The organism is Pseudoalteromonas sp. AOP31-A2-14, from assembly GCF_052378035.1.
Lineage (GTDB): Bacteria > Pseudomonadota > Gammaproteobacteria > Enterobacterales > Alteromonadaceae > Pseudoalteromonas.
In genome coordinates, this window is the sequence record NZ_JBQSXI010000002.1 from 481,275 (window position 1) to 499,267 (window position 17,993).

Consider the following 17,993-nt stretch of genomic DNA (forward strand, 5'->3'; position numbering starts at 1 on the left):
TCTTATAATCCGATTAATACACTAACGTTGTTGCCGCCAAAAGCAAATGAGTTTGACAAACACGTGTTAATTTTTGTGTTTTTCTTAGTACCTATCGGAACTAAGTTAATTGTGGGTAATGCAGCATCAGCTTCACCATCCCAAACATGTGGGGCGTAATCATGTCCACCAAGTAACAACCAGCATAAACCAATTTCAGTCGCACCAGCAGCGCCTAGTGTATGGCCAATCATACCTTTTGATGAGCTACAAGGTGTATCGGTACCAAATACTTCCGCCAGAGCAATAGCTTCCATTTCATCATTTTTGGGTGTGGCTGTACCGTGTAAATTTACATAATCAACATCACTTGCTTGATACCCTGCTCGCGCTAATGCTTGACGCATTGCAACAACAGCACCTTCACCTTGAGGGTGCGGCGCCGACATATGGTGAGCATCGCTTGATTCACCTACACCTAAAAGCTTCACAGCTCCGTGTTTTTGCACTATACACAAAGCGGCTGCTTCACCCAAATTGATGCCATCTCGATTACGACTGGATGGATTACTTATTGCTGATGATGTTGACGCTAACGCCGAAAAACCATTAACCGTCATGCCACACAAACTATCTACACCACCGACAATCGCTGCATCAGCAAGCCCAGCTGCAATCATTTCTTGTGCCGTAGCGAAGGCTTTGGCGCTAGATGAGCATGCCGTTGATAACGTTAAGGCAGGTCCTTCTAAATCAAGTGCAGTACGAATAAACTGTGATAAATTATCCATCTCTTGTTGTTGGTAATGGTACTCGCTTGGAAAGTCTCCCTGCTGTTGCTGTACAGCCATGGCCTGCTCACCCTGAGCGATTCCAGAGGTACTGGTACCAACAATCACAGCGATACGACTTGCACCATATTGCTGCTTTAACTCAGCGACGGGAACTTTTAACTGCTCAAGAGCACATGCTGCCAGTTGATTATTACGTGTTTGGAACTCAAGCGCATACTCATCCAGCAAAGGCAGCGGCGATTGCACAGCACCAACGTATATAGGCCCTTCATTTAGCAAACTATGATTTATAACAATGCCATCTTGGTTACCTGCTAACAGGTTACGTTTTATTGTTTTATTGTCGCCCCCTAAAGGGTTGACCATGGCGTAATGGCTAATAAATAGCGGTTGTTGCATATTAATATTCTTCTAATCGTTCTATTTTTAAACGGTAATTTTGTTCAAACTCTGTTACTTGAGTTAATGCACCATTATACGTTATTTCCCGTACTAATGTCTCATTACGGAAAAACTGCCGAGTTCGGTGCTGTCCATTTACCTGCTCTGTAACGTGAGTATTTACAAACATATTCGCTTCAAGTTGTGCTAATGGCCAAAATGCACTTTGCATATCATAAATAATTTTTTTGCCATCAAAATCTATTCCTAACGTATTTGTCGTCGTTAATTGCTGGGTTTGCGTATCAAACTGCAACTGCGTCAAGGGAACACCTTCAAACGTTAATGCGGCAACTTTAATCATCGGTGCTGAAAACTCTGTCGACACCAACATTGATTGATCTACTACGCCTGAAAACTGAAACTTTTCGAGCCAGCCACCTTCATCGAATCGTTCAGGCACTGGCATTAAATTAAAGAGCGCAGCTGTTTTTGGCTCCTTCGTTACTGATTGGCACGCACTTAATACTAGAGCCGCAAAAAGTAAAAAAGTAATTTTTTTGGAATTAGCAAATAACATTATTAACTAACGCTACGAGTGTTTTCTGGTTCACAAATTTGTTCCAGAATACGCAACCCCCGCTTTGTATTTTTAACAAACGGATTCGTTTTATCCCACGCATAACCTGCAAGTATTGAACAAACCATTGCTTTTACATCTGGTTGACCATCAGAAAAGAAAATAACTGACTGTAAGCTTGTGTCATACCAAGAGTTTACAAAGTACTTAAATACGTTTATTCCTTCACGTAGTGGTATTTCGTACTCATTTTGCCAATCAACTTGTTGGCCATTAAGCTCTTTTACGACTAGTTCAGAAGCTTCTACCGCTGACTTTAGTGCTATTGTAACGCCTGATGAAAATACTGGGTCAAGAAACTCACCAGCATTACCCAATAGAGCAAACCTATCACCATGAAGAGTTTTTACGTTTGCAGAATAACCACCAATGGTTCGCACCGGCGCAATAATTTCAGCGTCCGCTAGTAGCGCAGATAAATTATCATCTTCGTTGATAAAGTTAACAAGTGTTTGCTCAAGACTTTGATCTGGTCTTTCAATTTGCGCGATTTCCCCAATAACACCCACACTGATTGTACTATCGCTAAATGGAATAGCCCAATACCATACATCGGGGATCTGTGGATGAACGGTGATCAATATCTTATTACGATCAAACTTACTGCTATCAATATTGTCTTTAAAATGAGTAAATAAGGCTTTACGTGGGGTTAACTCACTGGGCTCTTCGAGGTCAAGTAAACGTGGCAGTACACGGCCAAATCCACTTCCATCTAAGGTAAATTTTGCTGTTATAGTACTTTTTTGCTGAGTTTTTATGTCGGTAACATCAAGATGGGTGACATCTTCAATTACTTTGAAGTTTGTTACTTGATGAGCAAATCGGATCACCGCTCCTTGCTTAATTGCTTCCTGTGCCAATAAATTATCAAAGCCAGCACGTTTTACCTGATAAGTAGTTCCTGGGCCTTCACTGAACTTTTCTTCAAAGTTAAAGTTAGTATGGTGGCCGCTACGATAAAAAGCAGCACCATCTTTAAATTGAAAACCAAGTTGCTGTGCGTTTTCTAGTAAAACATCAAGCATATTAGCTTGGCGTAAGTAATCCATTGACTGAGGTAATAAACTTTCACCAATTGAAAAGCGAGGAAACTCAGCTTGCTCAACGAGACAAACGCTTAACCCTTGCTGCATTAATAAACAAGCGGCTACTGAGCCTGAAGGCCCTGCACCAATGATAGTTACATCAAAATCAGTTGATGTCATGAAATGTTCCTTTTAGATACCAAAGTAAGACGTGGCGCAACAATAAACACCACCACCACACCGATAAACACGGTAAAACCAAATTGACGCACCGCTGGCGTTGAACTAGCAATTAAAATAGCAAACACAAACAACGAGCTAAGTGCTGAAACGAGTGTAGTGAGTGTTATTTTTTTGCAATTACCATGCTCTGCATAAAATACACAGTAATCTAAACCAAGAGCAAGAATAAGGATTCCCGCAACATAGTTAAAAACGGTTAAGCTGCCAAAAAATCCAGCACTCAAAGCAAGGGCGACTACAATAGCGATAATAGGCCTACTTATCGCTATACTGGCGCTAACAAACCCATAACGTAGCCAAAATACCAACATGGCTGCTGCCAATGCTAAAATATAAATAAACGTTAAATGCTGTCTAAACTGCCCTATTTGCTCACTAACCTCGGCTACTTTATCAACAAAAACAACCTCTTTGTAGTCATTTGAGATACTTTTAAGAGATGCTGTATTTGTTATATTTTGTAACTTTATAATACTATAAAAGCGGTTATTAACCTGCAGCCATTGGTTAGTAAATAGTGGGGCTACTTTAGTTTTTTGCCACATTGAAAAATTTATTTGCTTATAATCAGTTTGATGGGAGTTTGACTGCGCACCACCAAGTACTGCATTTAACTGTTCAAACAAACCGTTGTCTTGTGCGTTGCTTATAATTTTTTGAGAATACTTTTGAGCTGAAAGTGAAGGTAACCATTGGCTGATACTAGAATAAGCTTCAATGGTATTAGTTTTTATTAATTGCTCGAGCTTAGGTAATAATTGTTCCATATTTTCGAGAACCTGTTGTTCACTCTGCCCTGACACAAGCAAGTAAGGGCTATCCCACTCAGTATTAAGTACTTCGGTAATTTGATGTTGTTGTGCAATTAAATCATCTGACGTTTGGTAAAACTGACGTGGATCATCAACATTGTTTACCAAACTTAAGCCTGCTAACAATATCGCCACAAAACCAACTTGCCACTTTGCACTCAACCTTTTTTTCATAAAGAGTTGCTGGTATTGATTAAGAGTTTTAATAAATGAAGGCATCGTACTTGGCTTTTTAATAATTAAAGCCGCTAAACTAGGATAAACCAGTAATACGGTCAATAATGCACCCAGTAAGCCGGCCATCGTGAACACGGCTATTTGCTTAAATAGCGCCAGTGGTGTGAGAGCCAAAATAAAGTAACCCGCAGTAGTAGTCACAAAACCAAGTAGTAATGAGCTGCGAATATTTTTCAAAGGGTTGACTTTGTCAACGCGACTAAAACGCAGTTCACTTAAGGCATGAAAGCTATAATCTGCGGCAATGCCAATTAATGTTACGGCAAAAACCAAGGTCAAAATATTAACTTCAGTAAAGAAAAGTCGCAGCGCGGTGTAACCGTATAACATGCTTATTGAAATCACAAATAAAGTACATATAACGCTTAAAGCACTGCGATAAATCATTAGAATCAATAGCAAAGTAGCAATCACTGAAATACCACCAAATAATGCCATCTCAGATTCAGCACTCGCACTGGCATTTGCAGTAAAAAAAGCAGCCCCTGTTGCTAAGTAATCAATCCCCGCGCCTTCTTGGAAAGAGTTATGTTTAAGTTCAGTGACCTTATCGGCAATTTTTTTGGCTACATTTAAATCAAGACCTGTGCCATTACTTATAAAGTTAACCAGCACATACTGCATATGTTGACCAGCTTTATTATTGTATTCTGCAACGAGGTAACCATTATGATTTTTTAAATTAGAGGTGGGTAGCGTTTGTTGATTAAAATAATCAGCCAGCGCTAAGCTTTTATCCGCCTCCAATGTGGCGGAAACCCAAGGTGAGCCAATTTCATTAAGTAAGCTAAATTGGTATTTAAAAATTTCATCAGTATTTTTTGTTTTTAATAGCTGCTGATATTGTGGGCTGATAAATGCGTGTTGATAATCAAGATAATCCCCTACAATTGACCCAAGCTTTGGGAGTGAGTCAAAGTGTACCTTTACGTTGATACCATTAATACTTTCGAGCGTTTGCGCCGCTTTATCTGCATATTTAATAGCAGTAGTGCGATCTTGATGCCCCACCAATAACACATGTTGGCGCAACTGTCTTTGCTCAACTTGCTCCGTAACTAAGCGAGTTTCTGTATCTTGTTCAACTTTAAAAATTTGATTTATGTCGGCAATAATTGAAAATGACTTAAAAAGCCACAAATAACTCAAACCAGCTAATAAAGCGAGTAATTGCGCGCACCATAAAAATAATTTAGCGCGGGAGCTTAACGGCATCCATGTCACTTTGACTTAGCTCCTTGCTAATTACCTGCATAGTAATGTGTGTTTCATTATTTTGCTGATCGGTTATCACAATGCTTCGACTTACTTCGTCTTCAGCGCACAACTCAACGCTTGCAAAAAGTAACGCGACGTCAGATAACAACGGGATCAACTTATAGCAGTGAGCATTTAACGTCGTAACGTCCCAGTCAGACTCATCAATTTGACCACTCAATAGCTTAGCCAGTAATTGATTAATTTGCTTGTCTTTAGTCAATACTTGATAGCTTTTTTCGGGATCTGAACGACGATAAATCGCGCTGGGTAGCAGTAATAATTCACTACTAACAGGTAATCTGGTGTGCCAATAAACCTGCTGTTTATAAATCACAAAATGCCCTTGTGATTTAATTTCACGTTTTAAAAATTTAAAATGCTTGGCTTGGCTAAACTCACCTTTGCCTTGGTTTATCTGAAATTGACTAAAATCATTCGCAGATAAACCCGCACTTAAAAGCGTACTTGCACCGAATAGTATTACAACAAGTCTATTCAACATACGTAAGGACTTTGTTAGTAAAAATAGCTGGTGACTCAAACTGTAATTCTTGATCTGGAATATTCAAAGCAACTTGAATTGTGTACGCTTTGGTTAACACTTTATGAGTATCAAGACACTCTATACGATAATCAATTTTTATACGGGTTTCATATTCAACTAAATCTGCATGAATACGAATACATGAGCCAAACACAGCCGATGCTACATACTTTAAGCGCATATCGACAATCGGCCACATATAACCAGATTTTTCCATCGCATTATAGTTATAGCCAATCTTATCAAACAGCGCACAGCGGGCGTCTTCTATGTATTTTACATAGTTACCATGCCAGACAATACGCATTGGATCGACATCATAAAATGGCACGACCATATCAACGGCTGCACTCACTATCGCGGTGGATTTTTTCATATTAACCTTTTACCTTATTGATAAAGTGTCCAACGTTGAGCTTGAATATACTCAATTGTTTGACGTAATAGCTTATCAGTTGGGCGATCTTCTTCTAATAAATCAAAGAAGCTTGCTACATCATCAATCATCGCCTTGATTTCAGGGTTCAGAGCCGATTCATCAATTTCATTGTTAAGTATGCGAATACGAACACCTTGTACTGCTGCTAATAGCGTTGCCGCTAACACTTGCTCAGTTAACTGCAAAATACGTAAACAATCACGCGCTGCAATAGTGCCCATACTCACTTTATCTTGGTTATGACACTCGGTTGAACGCGAAAATACGCTTGCAGGCATTGTTAATTTCAATGCCTCCGCGGTCCATGCAGAACAGCCTATTTGAATCGCTTTAAAGCCATGATTAATAAAGCTACGTTCCCTTGATGCTGCACTTAGATTCGAAGGTAATCCATGGTTCATTTTAACATCAACCATGGTCGCAATTTGACGATCAGCAAGATCAGCTAAATTAGCAACACAGTTTTTCATCGAATCCATCGCCATAGCAATATGGCCACCGTAAAAATGGCCACCATGTAGTACATGTTCGCCAACGCCATCGATAATAGGATTATCGTTCGCGCTATTAAGTTCATTTTCAATCATACTACGAAGCCACGGTAGACTATCTTCTAATACCCCAATAACGTGCGGCGCACAGCGAATTGAATAACGATCTTGTAAACGGTGTGAGTTACGAGGATGTTCAACGTGATTTAAATCTGTTTGAATACGCTTAGCCACATTTTGCTGGCCCTGATGCGGCTTAACACTGAATAAAATGTCATCAAAGTGATTACTGTTTCCTTTAAGAGCAATACTCGCAAGGGCAGTAATACGGGTCATTAAACGACTCGCATACTCGCTACGATCATAAGCTTGGCATGCAAGTGCAGTCATAACCGCGGTACCATTCATAATGGCAAGGCCCTCTTTTGGGCGCAACGTAATTGGCTCTAACCCTTCGGCTTTAAACGCAGCTAATGAGTTAACGATTTTATCTTTATAATAGGTATCGCGTTCACCAATTAAACTACCCGCAACATACGAAAGCGGTGTTAAATCGCCACTTGCACCAACCGAACCTTCTTGTGGTATCACAGGAACAATATCGCGGTTAATCATTTCGACAAGTAGTTTAAGGAGATCCCAGCTAACACCAGAATAGCCTTGAGACAGCGAGGCTAAGCGGCTAGCTAAAATAAGCTTACCCTGTTCAGGCGTGAAAAAGTCGCCCAAACCACAACCATGAAAACGAGTTAAATGCATTGGCAACTCATTAACAAGCGCAAGCGGAATTTCTACAGTGCACGAGTCGCCATAACCAGTAGTTACACCATAAATATGGCCTTCATCTGCTAATAACTTATCTAAAAATGCCACCGCTGAATCAATTTTTTCAGCAAAATGGTCATCGCCAGATAAAGCGACCGAGCGGTTTTCTTTTACAACACTGATTATATCTTCAATTGTTATACGGCCTGCGCCAAATAATAGATGATTTAAATTATTATTGTCCATTTACTGCTTCTCCAGATATTTAGCTAGGCTTAGAATCTTTGTCGGTGGCTTTTTGCCAAAAATTAAAAAAATTGTACCATTGATACGGTGCTTTCTTACAATAAAACTCTAGCCGCTGTGCAAACCTCGTTGCCATAGCTTGAAAGTGCGCTTTGCGTTCTTTGCGACTAACTTTGATAGGATCTGCAAACTTTTCGATGTAGGTTTTATAACGTCCCTGCTCATTAAGACAAAACATTAAAAATACCGGACATTCCATTATCGTTGCAAGTGCAAAAGGCCCTTTACCAAACGCTGCATCTTCACCTAAAAATGGGACTTGGTGTACACTATTAGGGTTATTAACGGAGGTCCTATCTGCAAATATAACAACGGTTTCACCATCATCAATTTTCTGTTTTAACTTAATCGTATCATCCGGGCCAAAGTTATTAATATGAATGAAATTTACCACAGCCTCTTGATTTACTTTTTTTAAAAAATTATTAAATGATGGAGTATGTTCATTATAAGTAATTACATTTAATGGTCGCTTATTATCGCCCATACTAAAAATAGCGCGACAAACCTCCATATTTCCTAAATGGGCACTAAAAATAATAGCGCCTTTAGCTTGTGCTAACTCTTGGTAACCTTCAGGTGTAGCTATTTCAATATCTTTAATATTTACTTTGCCAAGCCATGCATCAAACTTATCTAAAATAGCCATACCAAATGAGAAATACAGTTTAAATCCTTGTTTAAACTTAGCCCACCCGGTGCGTTTACTTTCACCCATACTTGTATTGAGATTATCCAAGTAGTGCCAAATAGCTTGGCGTGATAATCGCCCTGAAACATAAAAATAAAACAAAACGGGCGTTAGTACTATTTTAAACAACCACTTACCAAATACTTTATAAATAAAGACCAGTATTTCAATACCAAATATTGAGCCACGTTCTTTTAACTGTGACCAATGAAAAGGGTTATCTGCAGCGCTTTTATCTGTATTGTTTTCCCCAGAAGCGTTTTTTTGTGACACGTAATAGTCCTATTTGAATTTATTAAAAAGTAGGCGCGGTAAACGACATAACATACCAAATACTAAACGTGTATGCATTTTGGAAATTAACACATTATCATCCCAAACATTAAAGTGTGACACGCCATTTTCAGGGTAATGAACTTTGGTTTTAATGAACTCAACCGGCGTACCTTGCCAAAATATTTTCACCATAACCTCAATATCAAAATCCATTTTTTTACCGAGCGTATTCGTTTTCATCAGTTTTGCGTAGGCTGCTAACGGATAAACCCTAAAGCCACACATGGTATCTTTTAGCTGTAATGATAATGTTTCAATATAAACCCAAAAATGAGTAATAAACCGTCCGTAATAGCGCCCTTTTGAAATAGTCTCATCGTAGATAGGCTGGCCGCTAACAAGTGCTTTAGGTGCTTGTTTAGAACAAGTTATTAACTGCTCAACATCGTTCAAGTCATGTTGGCCATCAGCATCCACTTGAATAGCATGCGTCCAACCAGCTTGGTGGGCATAACTCAGACCTGTTTGAACTGCAGCACCTTTACCGCCATTTTCAGTACGGCGTACCAACGTAACTTGTTTAAATTCACTATCGATTTGTGCAAGCACATCTTGGGTTTGTTGATTACTACCATCGTCGACTAAAATTATTGGCAAGTTAAAATCAACCAGTGCTGCAATGGTGTCATGGATCACTAAATGGTGATTATAATTGGGGATCACAAACCCATATATATCAGTCATCAATACTGGCTCTTATTCATCTTCGAAAACCACTTTACCTGATGCATGCTGACCATGTGAGGAGCTATAGCTAAAGCTATATTTATTCGTTTTAACTTTTTTGAGTTGTAATTGAATTTCGTAATTAGGCCGCACAATAATTTGAAATTTTAACGCATCAACTGAGACCACTTTTTTACAGTCGACATGTAAATATTCATTTAGGTAAAACATCACCCAATCAAGTTGCACAACTCCAGGTAAAATTGCAGCTTGTGGGAAGTGGCCTTGAAAATAATATAAATTTTCAGGGATCGTTAAATTTAATACCACATGCTCAGGACTTTGTTCAACTACATCACAAGCCGGCTTATATACAAAATCAGTCAAACATCGCCTCCAATTGCGCTTTATTAAGTTTACCTTGTGTGTTGTAAGGTAACTGGTCTAAATAACGATACTTTCTGGGTATCACTAAGGGTTCAAAAAATGTCTTTAGATGGCCTTTTAATGCTTGTGAAAACTTAAATTTTCCAAGCCTAGTTAGTGATTTCCTGCCCGCTTCACTAAGAACTAACACAGCGGCTGTTTCTGCGCGCTTATTAATATTATTAAGTAAAAGTACATAGCAATCAGCAACCCAAGCATGCTGATTTATACGCTGCGTAATTTCATCCAATGAACAGCGTTTTTCTTCAATTTTGACAATGCGATCAGCACGGCCTAATAAATTAAACTCCCCAACACCTATTAACTCGGCACGATCATCAGTTTGATACCAATCACCATTAGCCACATAAGGCGATGAGATTATCAGTCGTTGTAACTCATCAAGCTTTAATTTAATTGTAGAAAACACCTGCCATACTGAACTATTATTTTGCTTTCGCCATGCGATACCGCCAGTTTCTGTACTACCTAACACCTCAATAGGTGCATCTCCAAACTGCGCTGTTAACAATTCAGCTGCAAAGCTCTGCAATGGCCCGCCTGATGAAAAAAAAGCATGCAATTTATCTTTAACTTCAACTAACACATTATCTTGTACTAAACGGTGATAGTACGCAGGGCTGCTAATCAAAGTATATTTTTCATTATTCTTTTTACTGCTATTGTTCTGCACAAAATGGAGTAAATTTTCTGGGTAATCAAAGCTCTTTAAACATACATCATGGCCTGCATATAAAGGCCAAAGCACCGTATATAAAATACCATAGATATGTTGATGGGAAACGGTAGCAACAAAGACAGAGTCACTTACTTGTTCACTAAATTGCGCTTCAAGAGCGATAATTTCTAACAGTAGTTGCTCAAATGTCTTATCTATTGCTTTTGGGCTGCCCGAAGAGCCTGAGGTAAAAAACCGTATCGCTGTTTTTTCATCAATATCTAGCTCAGTGTCGGTCACTTCCTTTAATGATGGAGTGTACGTCACCTGTGCCTGCATCAGTTTCGCGTCTCCGGTAAATGCATCGGCATATTCGAGACACTGCGCTAACTGCTCTGGTTGACCATTTTGTGGTAGCACTATTGATTTTTTAGCAACTAATAACGCAAAAAACAATACGCTAAATTGGTAAGTATCAACATCAAATAGTAACCATGTTTTTTCGTTATGAGCCTCAAAAACACGTGCATGAGCAACAACTTGCTGTTGCCATAAAACATAGTCATGATTTTCGCAGTAAAAAAAAGTATTATTTATCGGCCATTTCATGGGGTTTATTTTTTGCCTTTTGCCATTTTCTGATTATTAGTTCTACAGCCATTAATAACCCCATCAGTAAATATGATACTAGGCCATTATAAGTTAACCATACTGTTGGGTTTGGGTGAAATACCGTTGCCGTTGCGATCAAACCATTTAGTACAAAAAAACCACACCAAACTTTTGTCACTGTTCGAGTATAACGTTTACCATTTTCATCAAGGTTCTCAAACCGACTCGCAATGATCTCTACGACACTAGGAGGACGATAAAGTGAATATAAAAACACCACTAAAAAGCAGCTATTGATAACCACTGGATAAAACTTTAATGCTAATGCAGAGTTTGCAAATGTTGCAAAAAGTAATAAGCTAAAACCACACGCTGTCACTATTTTAACATGGGGTATGGCCGCTTTATTATCTTTAACTAACCAGTATCGCACAACGATAACAAGCGCAAATACACCACCTACAAGTGCGGGATCACTGAATTGCAAACCAAAGTACACTGCAAATGGATATGCTAAAAGTAATCCTGCAAGCAACGCTTTATTCATTAACCGTCAGCTGTCATTAACTTTTCAACGGCATCAATTACATCTTGAACTGTTCTAACTTGTTTAAAGTCGTTTGGTTCGATTTTTTTACCCGTTTGTTCACGTAACTTAACCACTAGATCTACTGCATCAATGCTGTCTAAGTCTAAGTCTTCATATAAACTTGCTGTTCGGGTAATATCGGCGGCATCTATTTCAAAATATTCTTGCAGAATTTCGCTTAACATTGCAAAAATTTTATCACCGTTATTCATGTTTTCATTACTCATAGTTGCTTCCAAACAATGCAGCTGTTACTGCAAAAAATTATGCCCGTGTTGAGGCTATAAAGTCACACAAGGTTTTGACCGAATAAAAGTGCTTTTTACTGTCATCGGTATCTCCATCAATTTTTACGTCATACGCTTTTTTGATAGCAACACCCAGCTCTAGCGCATCAATTGAGTCAAGCCCTAAGCCATCAACAAACAGCGCCTCGTCATCGTTTATATCGCTAGGCTCAATATCTTCTAAATCTAATGTTTCAATAATTAGTTGTTTTACTTCTGTGCTTAGATCACTCATATTTCAATTTTTCCTCGTTAAAATAAGCTTGTAAGTCCCGCGTAAGTTGCCTAACTGTATTAGTAATTTGTTCACCTTGTAAGTAAGGCTCGATCAAGTAAACAGGCAAAACCCGCATTTTAAAGGTAAAGCGTCTGTCAGTCACCTGATACCACTTTTGTCCTTTGGTTAAAGTGACGGGGTTTACATCAATTAATACCGGCAACATATCAACCTCTGTCCGAAGTGCGATATTTGCAGCGCCACGTTTAAACTTTAATGCTGTTGCGGGTTTCGTTCTTGTGCCTTCAGGAAAAACAATTAAGTTACTCCCACGTGCAAAACTTTGTCGACACTGACCTAAAAAGTAATCAGGATCGGCGTCATTATTAATATAACCCGTGGCTTTCACAACCCCTTTTAAAAACGGGTTTTTCCACAAATCAGCTTTCACCACACAATCTGCATTGCGCACTATCGATATAAGTACCACAACATCAATTAATGACGGGTGATTGGCAATAATTAGCTGCCCTTTAGCACGTTTAATGGTATCAAGCTTATCTATATCCAAGCGTAATATTCCAACCAAACGCATATAGCCAACAAAAAATTTAAATGAATAATGTACAGCCGTGCGAGCAGCTTGGTTTCGTTGATTAATATCGCGATAAAGTAAACGTTGTATTGAAAAAACCAAGATAGATAGCACTAAACCGCCGCCACTAAATAATGCAAAAGCACTTCCCGTAGCAATAACCCGATATACTTTTATGAACTGCGATTTCATGTGCGTGTAAGCTGCCATTGATATCGCTTAGAAGCGGTATTTAATTGTTCATGATTGGAAAAGTAAAAAGCTAGAAAATCCAACGCCTGTAGTCGAGAATTTTCAGACTCTTTTTGTTGTGTGTGGCTTTTAAAATCTACACTATAGTTACTTTCTTCAGCGTTACTTGCTTCTATCAATAACCCAACGGCCACGTTATCAGCAGTTTGCTGTACATATTTTTGATATTGCTCAGGAACGGCTTGGTCGCTATATACATAAAGAATTCGTTGATAGCCATAAGAATACAGTTTAGATACTGCATCAATTAGCCCCATAAAAAAGCTATCTTCACCTGCAGAAACAGCCGATAAGGGCGCTTTATTTCCGGTATAAATACTAAATAACCCACCCACTGCATTATGAACTGACAAACCAAAGTGTGTAGGAGATAATGCGTCTTCACTGGCTACATCAGCAATAAGTTTACTGGTTTTATGTAAATCGCCATGGCGGGAGGAAAATACACTCGGAATATTGCCTTGAAAAGGTTCACTAGCCCCTAACGCGCAGTGTAATGTTAATTTTGCAAAAGGACTTAAGCGCCTACGCTGCATCGCAGGAACTTGCTTTAATTCAGGAAGTGTTAACGTTTTAGGTTCTAAATCACCCGTTTTTGAAAATGCTTGCCAATCTTCAGGACTTGACTTTTCGTCGCCCCAAGCGATGCATTGTTTTATGACAAATTTCAACGTAATAATCCTTATTACAAAGGTGATGACAAAAAGAAACTAAATTCTACAGTTGAGCTTGTGTTGATTCAAGAAAAACCCTCACTTGCCCCCACGTTCGCTGAAAAAACCATCACTTGCTATTATTTTAACCTTACATTGACGCTTTTTTGCATCTTCTTGCCACTCCAACATGATTGCTTGATCGACGATTTCTGCGTCCATATCAGTTTGTGCTAAGAACTGGTTTTTCGTCATTGCGTCTTTACTACTACCTAAAAATACATTTGGACCCGTAATTGAATAAGCACTTGCAAGATAGTAATTAGCAGCATTGCCAACACTTGCTACAAAACTAAGTGGCTTAATAGCGTTTTTATTTTTTACATCAATTAGCATTGACTGCATAAGCTCACTTGAAAAATAATCAGCGCAGCTATATAAACCGCAAGACTTACTTAATGTTAAATTTCCCTTCGCTCTATACACGGCCAATAAAGCAATTAATGTAAAGGTATCCATTCTACGAACGGGTAAAGCCGTTTCTTGTTTTATAAGGAGCCTAAGGCTTTTTATATCTTGGGACTTATCAATACTTACTAAACTACTTGCAAGCTCTTTCATTTATAACCCCTTATAACGCTGCAACACTAACGCAGCATTGTTACCGCCAAACCCAAAGTAATTGAACAAAAGTGTATCAACGTCTGTGAAATCACTTTTTTGATAAAACGGCCACATTAACTCATCACTATTTTTAGTGTACTCAGGCAATACATAATTTTTTTGTTCTAAGCACTGAGCAAACAATGCAATTTCAATTGCACCACATGCACCAAGCGTATGCCCGGTAAATGGTTTGAAAGCAATAATGGGTGGTTTTTTTTCAGAAAATAAAGTTCGTAATGCATTACACTCTGCATCATCATTACCAAGTGTCGCTGTGCCGTGAACCTTAATTAAGTCTATCTGCTCGACTGTGATCTTTGTTTGTAATAATGCATCCGTAATCACTTTTGCAATATGACTGCCATCTTCTTGTGTCATTGTTAAGCTATATGTATCACATGCGGATGCCCCGCCGAGTATTTTTAATTGGCATTGCGTTTGTGCTGAAGCTGATAAGTATAATGCTGCAAGCCCTTCGCCAAGCACCAAGCCAGAACGCTGTTTAGCAAATGCTGTAAGTCCTTTTTGGCTAATTAAGTCGAGCGATTTAAACCCCTCAACAGTCAGAGGGTTATAAAATTCACAGCCAATCACCAACGCGTTGTTTATTTTGTTTTGGGCTATTAAACGTGTGGCATATAAACATGCATTAGCACTGGCAGTACAAGCGGTGCTAAAAGTAAATTCCAGCTCATTCAAACCATAACGCTCAACCAAAGCTTCACTAATTTTGTCTGTAGTTGAGAGCCATAACTCATTCTCTTCACCGACATCAACAGCACTAATATCTAATGATGTAGATCCGAGAAAAAGATTTGTTTGTGCACGTTCTGCCTCAGTTAATTGCAGTTTATTAAAAAGCGGCAGTAATAAAGCATCAAAATAATCTAAAATGCCAGAAAAGTTACTACTGTCAATATCGTCTTGGAATGATTTAAACGTTACAGAATCGCCCTCAGCAGTCATCACATGGTTGTTTTTGCTGATGGCTAAAGGTGCGCACATGACTTCACTGGCATTTAAATATACATCCCGTAACGTCATTACTTAGCTCGCTCATTAACGATAAAATCAACAATTGTATCAATTGATTGTAAGTGTTTACGCGTTTCTTTAGAGCCTTCGACCTTAATGCCAAAATGCTCTTTTAAAACTAATGACAATTGTAATGCATCCAGTGAGTCTAAATTGATTCTTGATTTACTACCAAATAATGGCTCTGAGTCAATAATGTCTTCTGGTGCAAAATCATCTTCTTTGTCACACTCAGTGATAATCAGCTGCTTTAATTGTAATTTCATTTCGGCTAGCTCCATGTCAAATTCCTCATTTTTTTATTAAATGTCCATAATGCGGCAGCAAAACATAACAATGAAAATCCCCATAGTAATGCGCTATGTTGCCAAAAGCTGTGTTCAATAGATTCATTCATCAATTGCCTTAATAACTGTGCAGACCAATACATAGGCGAACCTTCAGCAAGAATAGCCAAGTTAGCGGGCATAATTTCAAGAGGCACCATAAAACCGCTCAACGCAGCTAAAATAATATTTACTCCTCCACCCACAACAATTGCTTGCTCGTAGCTTGACACTAAACTTGCCAATAATAATGCAAATGCAATGGCAGCAAAACTCACTGTAATAAAAGTAAATAGGCTATAAGGCAAACTATGTAGTGGCAATAAAGGTAAGTCTAAACAATAAGGTATAACTATACAGCCAATCAATGCTAGCAAACCTGTTTGTAGTAAACTAACTAACACGTAAGCGCAGGCTTTATTATAAAAGTAACGCGCCATACTAATAGGGTATGTTTTAAGCCGTACTAACGTGCCATTATTGCGCTCATTAATGAAAGTAAGTGAAATAGGTAATACAATAAAGTAAATACCAAATACCCACCATGCAGGCACACTATTAAGCGCAGGATTGTGTAATGCTTTTTCAGGTGCTTTGGCAAGTAAATAATCAACATCGGATGCCGCAGTAACTAATTTTATTTGTTCATCCAGTACTAAATCGGCATCTAAATCTCCGGTATCTAGCATGTATAAATACAACTTTAGTTGCGCCAAACTAGCTTTTATTTTTTCACGCATCAGTAGTCGTGTTTGCGGGGCAAGTTCATCATTAATAATAAGCTGTAACTGACTAGTGCCTTGTCGCATTAAAACTTGCTGATCAAAATGTGGGGTGATCGTTAAGCTGCTGGTTGGCTCATCAAGGTGCGTTTGGTTGCTTATACTAAAGCCTTGAGCCTGCAGTAATTTAGCAATAACTTGGCTGTGCTCACTATGATTCATCCCTTTAATTGTAAGCTGTAAATTTTCCTGGATAGTTTGCTGTGATTGGCTACTTGCCATCGTCATGATCACCATAAATACTACTGGCATCAATAACAGTACAGCTAAGCTATGCAGGTCATTGGCAATTAAACGTGCTTCTTTTTTAAGGGTGTGAATTAACATTCCAGCTCCAGAAACAACGAGCGATAAAGTTGCTCAATATGGCTGTCTGAAAACCTAAGTTCTTTAATTTCATGGCTTAGTTGACTAAGTGCTGAAAACAGAACGCTCAGTTGCATGCTATCACTGACAGTTATTTGATACTGATTCTGTGCCAAGGCGTTAATTGACAAGCTATCAAGTTGCTCACCAAAAAGTGCCGTTTGATTTGCTGATAACTTATTAAACGTGATGAAACTTAGCGATAAGGACGTTTTTTTAATTTGTTCATTGGCAACGACTTTACCATTACGTAAAAATAATACATCGTCACATAACTGCCCAACTTCGTGTAATAAGTGAGAGGTATACACTAAGGTTTTACCTTGGCATTTAAGCTCAAGTAATAAGGCGATAATAGCATCCCTTGAAAGGGGATCAATGCCAACCGTAGGTTCATCTAAAAAGATAATGTCAGGCTGTTTACTCAGCGCTATTGCAATATTTAAACGACGTTTAAAGCCACCCGATAACGTTCCAGCCCTTTTATTCGCTACCGTTTCAAGGCTGCATGAACTTATTGCAGAATCAATATACTGGCTATGCAATCGGCGATTTTTTTCACTAATTGACACAAAAAAAGCTAAATTATCGTAAACACTCAGTTCATTATAAAAAGCGAAGTCTTGCGGCACTAACGCCACTTTTTGTGCGATAGCTTGTTTTGTCGTAAGTAATGGGTAAGAAGGGTAGGCTAGGCGCCCTGCTTGTGGCTCAAGTAAACCTGTCATTAAAGAAATAAGTGTTGATTTACCTGCACCATTAGGCCCTAAAATAGCTGTACAGCTGCCTTTTTTCAAAGTTAGCGACACTGTATCTATATTCAAGTTTTGGCTATTTTTATAGCCAAAACAGACTTGCTCAAGTGCCAGCATAACTGAAGCTACTGTCGCCATAAT

Annotated in this window: 21 protein-coding genes; all 21 read right to left on the reverse strand. The window is 38.7% G+C overall.

What is annotated here, in order from left to right; translation table 11 throughout:
• Nucleotides 1-2 precede the first annotated feature (2 nt).
• Nucleotides 3-1,172 (reverse strand): beta-ketoacyl-[acyl-carrier-protein] synthase family protein, encoded by a 1,170-nt coding sequence (locus tag ACT3S9_RS18010; RefSeq protein WP_441834577.1) that lies wholly within the window; start codon nucleotides 1,170-1,172, stop codon nucleotides 3-5.
• 1 nt (nucleotide 1,173) lies between these two features.
• Nucleotides 1,174-1,623 (reverse strand): DUF3261 domain-containing protein, encoded by a 450-nt coding sequence (locus ACT3S9_RS18015; RefSeq protein WP_444751142.1) that lies wholly within the window; start codon nucleotides 1,621-1,623, stop codon nucleotides 1,174-1,176.
• Between the two features lie 113 nt (nucleotides 1,624-1,736).
• On the reverse strand, nucleotides 1,737-3,002 hold the full coding sequence (locus ACT3S9_RS18020; RefSeq protein ID WP_441834575.1) for an NAD(P)/FAD-dependent oxidoreductase: 1,266 nt from the start codon (nucleotides 3,000-3,002) through the stop codon (nucleotides 1,737-1,739).
• Nucleotides 2,999-5,329, reverse strand: a complete 2,331-nt coding sequence (locus tag ACT3S9_RS18025; protein ID WP_441834574.1) for an MMPL family transporter — start codon at nucleotides 5,327-5,329, stop codon at nucleotides 2,999-3,001. The genes ACT3S9_RS18020 and ACT3S9_RS18025 overlap by 4 nt, the downstream gene beginning before the upstream one ends.
• Nucleotides 5,307-5,876 (reverse strand): hypothetical protein, encoded by a 570-nt coding sequence (locus ACT3S9_RS18030; RefSeq protein WP_441834573.1) that lies wholly within the window; start codon nucleotides 5,874-5,876, stop codon nucleotides 5,307-5,309. Before ACT3S9_RS18030 ends, ACT3S9_RS18025 begins: the two co-directional genes overlap by 23 nt.
• Nucleotides 5,866-6,294, reverse strand: coding sequence for an acyl-CoA thioesterase (locus ACT3S9_RS18035; RefSeq protein ID WP_441834572.1), 429 nt, complete (start codon nucleotides 6,292-6,294; stop codon nucleotides 5,866-5,868). Before ACT3S9_RS18035 ends, ACT3S9_RS18030 begins: the two co-directional genes overlap by 11 nt.
• A 14-nt stretch (nucleotides 6,295-6,308) precedes the next feature.
• Entirely contained in the window at nucleotides 6,309-7,859 is a 1,551-nt protein-coding gene (locus ACT3S9_RS18040; RefSeq protein ID WP_441834571.1) for an HAL/PAL/TAL family ammonia-lyase, read from the reverse strand.
• A gap of 19 nt (nucleotides 7,860-7,878) precedes the next feature.
• Nucleotides 7,879-8,883, reverse strand: coding sequence for an LpxL/LpxP family acyltransferase (locus tag ACT3S9_RS18045; protein WP_441834570.1), 1,005 nt, complete (start codon nucleotides 8,881-8,883; stop codon nucleotides 7,879-7,881).
• Between the two features lie 9 nt (nucleotides 8,884-8,892).
• A complete protein-coding gene (locus ACT3S9_RS18050; RefSeq protein ID WP_441834569.1) occupies nucleotides 8,893-9,630 on the reverse strand; it encodes a glycosyltransferase family 2 protein in 738 nt (245 codons plus the stop codon).
• Nucleotides 9,631-9,642: 12 nt separating this feature from the next.
• Nucleotides 9,643-9,999, reverse strand: coding sequence for an ApeI family dehydratase (locus tag ACT3S9_RS18055; protein WP_441834568.1), 357 nt, complete (start codon nucleotides 9,997-9,999; stop codon nucleotides 9,643-9,645).
• The gene (locus ACT3S9_RS18060) at nucleotides 9,992-11,326 is read right to left on the reverse strand and encodes an AMP-binding protein (RefSeq protein ID WP_441834567.1); all 1,335 of its coding nucleotides are present in this window, start codon (nucleotides 11,324-11,326) and stop codon (nucleotides 9,992-9,994) included. The genes ACT3S9_RS18055 and ACT3S9_RS18060 overlap by 8 nt, the downstream gene beginning before the upstream one ends.
• Complete coding sequence (locus ACT3S9_RS18065) at nucleotides 11,307-11,876, reverse strand: hypothetical protein (RefSeq protein ID WP_441834566.1); 570 nt, start codon at nucleotides 11,874-11,876, stop codon at nucleotides 11,307-11,309. The genes ACT3S9_RS18060 and ACT3S9_RS18065 overlap by 20 nt, the downstream gene beginning before the upstream one ends.
• The gene (locus tag ACT3S9_RS18070) at nucleotides 11,876-12,130 is read right to left on the reverse strand and encodes an acyl carrier protein (RefSeq protein ID WP_441834585.1); all 255 of its coding nucleotides are present in this window, start codon (nucleotides 12,128-12,130) and stop codon (nucleotides 11,876-11,878) included. The genes ACT3S9_RS18065 and ACT3S9_RS18070 overlap by 1 nt, the downstream gene beginning before the upstream one ends.
• A gap of 52 nt (nucleotides 12,131-12,182) precedes the next feature.
• Nucleotides 12,183-12,440: a phosphopantetheine-binding protein gene (locus ACT3S9_RS18075; protein ID WP_441834565.1), complete on the reverse strand. Its 258-nt coding sequence runs from the start codon at nucleotides 12,438-12,440 to the stop codon at nucleotides 12,183-12,185.
• Entirely contained in the window at nucleotides 12,433-13,209 is a 777-nt protein-coding gene (locus ACT3S9_RS18080; protein ID WP_441834564.1) for a lysophospholipid acyltransferase family protein, read from the reverse strand. The genes ACT3S9_RS18075 and ACT3S9_RS18080 overlap by 8 nt, the downstream gene beginning before the upstream one ends.
• Nucleotides 13,206-13,940 (reverse strand): beta-ketoacyl synthase chain length factor, encoded by a 735-nt coding sequence (locus ACT3S9_RS18085; protein ID WP_441834563.1) that lies wholly within the window; start codon nucleotides 13,938-13,940, stop codon nucleotides 13,206-13,208. Before ACT3S9_RS18085 ends, ACT3S9_RS18080 begins: the two co-directional genes overlap by 4 nt.
• Nucleotides 13,941-14,021: 81 nt before the next feature.
• Nucleotides 14,022-14,543, reverse strand: coding sequence for a hypothetical protein (locus ACT3S9_RS18090; protein WP_441834562.1), 522 nt, complete (start codon nucleotides 14,541-14,543; stop codon nucleotides 14,022-14,024).
• Nucleotides 14,544-15,632 carry a beta-ketoacyl synthase N-terminal-like domain-containing protein gene (locus ACT3S9_RS18095; RefSeq protein WP_441834561.1) on the reverse strand — a complete coding sequence of 363 codons (1,089 nt, stop codon included), beginning with the start codon at nucleotides 15,630-15,632 and terminating at the stop codon, nucleotides 14,544-14,546. It lies immediately after the preceding gene.
• Complete coding sequence (locus tag ACT3S9_RS18100) at nucleotides 15,632-15,904, reverse strand: acyl carrier protein (RefSeq protein ID WP_441834560.1); 273 nt, start codon at nucleotides 15,902-15,904, stop codon at nucleotides 15,632-15,634. Before ACT3S9_RS18100 ends, ACT3S9_RS18095 begins: the two co-directional genes overlap by 1 nt.
• Nucleotides 15,895-17,058, reverse strand: a complete 1,164-nt coding sequence (locus ACT3S9_RS18105) for an ABC transporter permease (RefSeq protein ID WP_441992732.1) — start codon at nucleotides 17,056-17,058, stop codon at nucleotides 15,895-15,897. The genes ACT3S9_RS18100 and ACT3S9_RS18105 overlap by 10 nt, the downstream gene beginning before the upstream one ends.
• Nucleotides 17,052-17,990, reverse strand: coding sequence for an ABC transporter ATP-binding protein (locus ACT3S9_RS18110; protein ID WP_441834558.1), 939 nt, complete (start codon nucleotides 17,988-17,990; stop codon nucleotides 17,052-17,054). Before ACT3S9_RS18110 ends, ACT3S9_RS18105 begins: the two co-directional genes overlap by 7 nt.
• Between the last annotated feature and the right edge of the window lie 3 nt (nucleotides 17,991-17,993).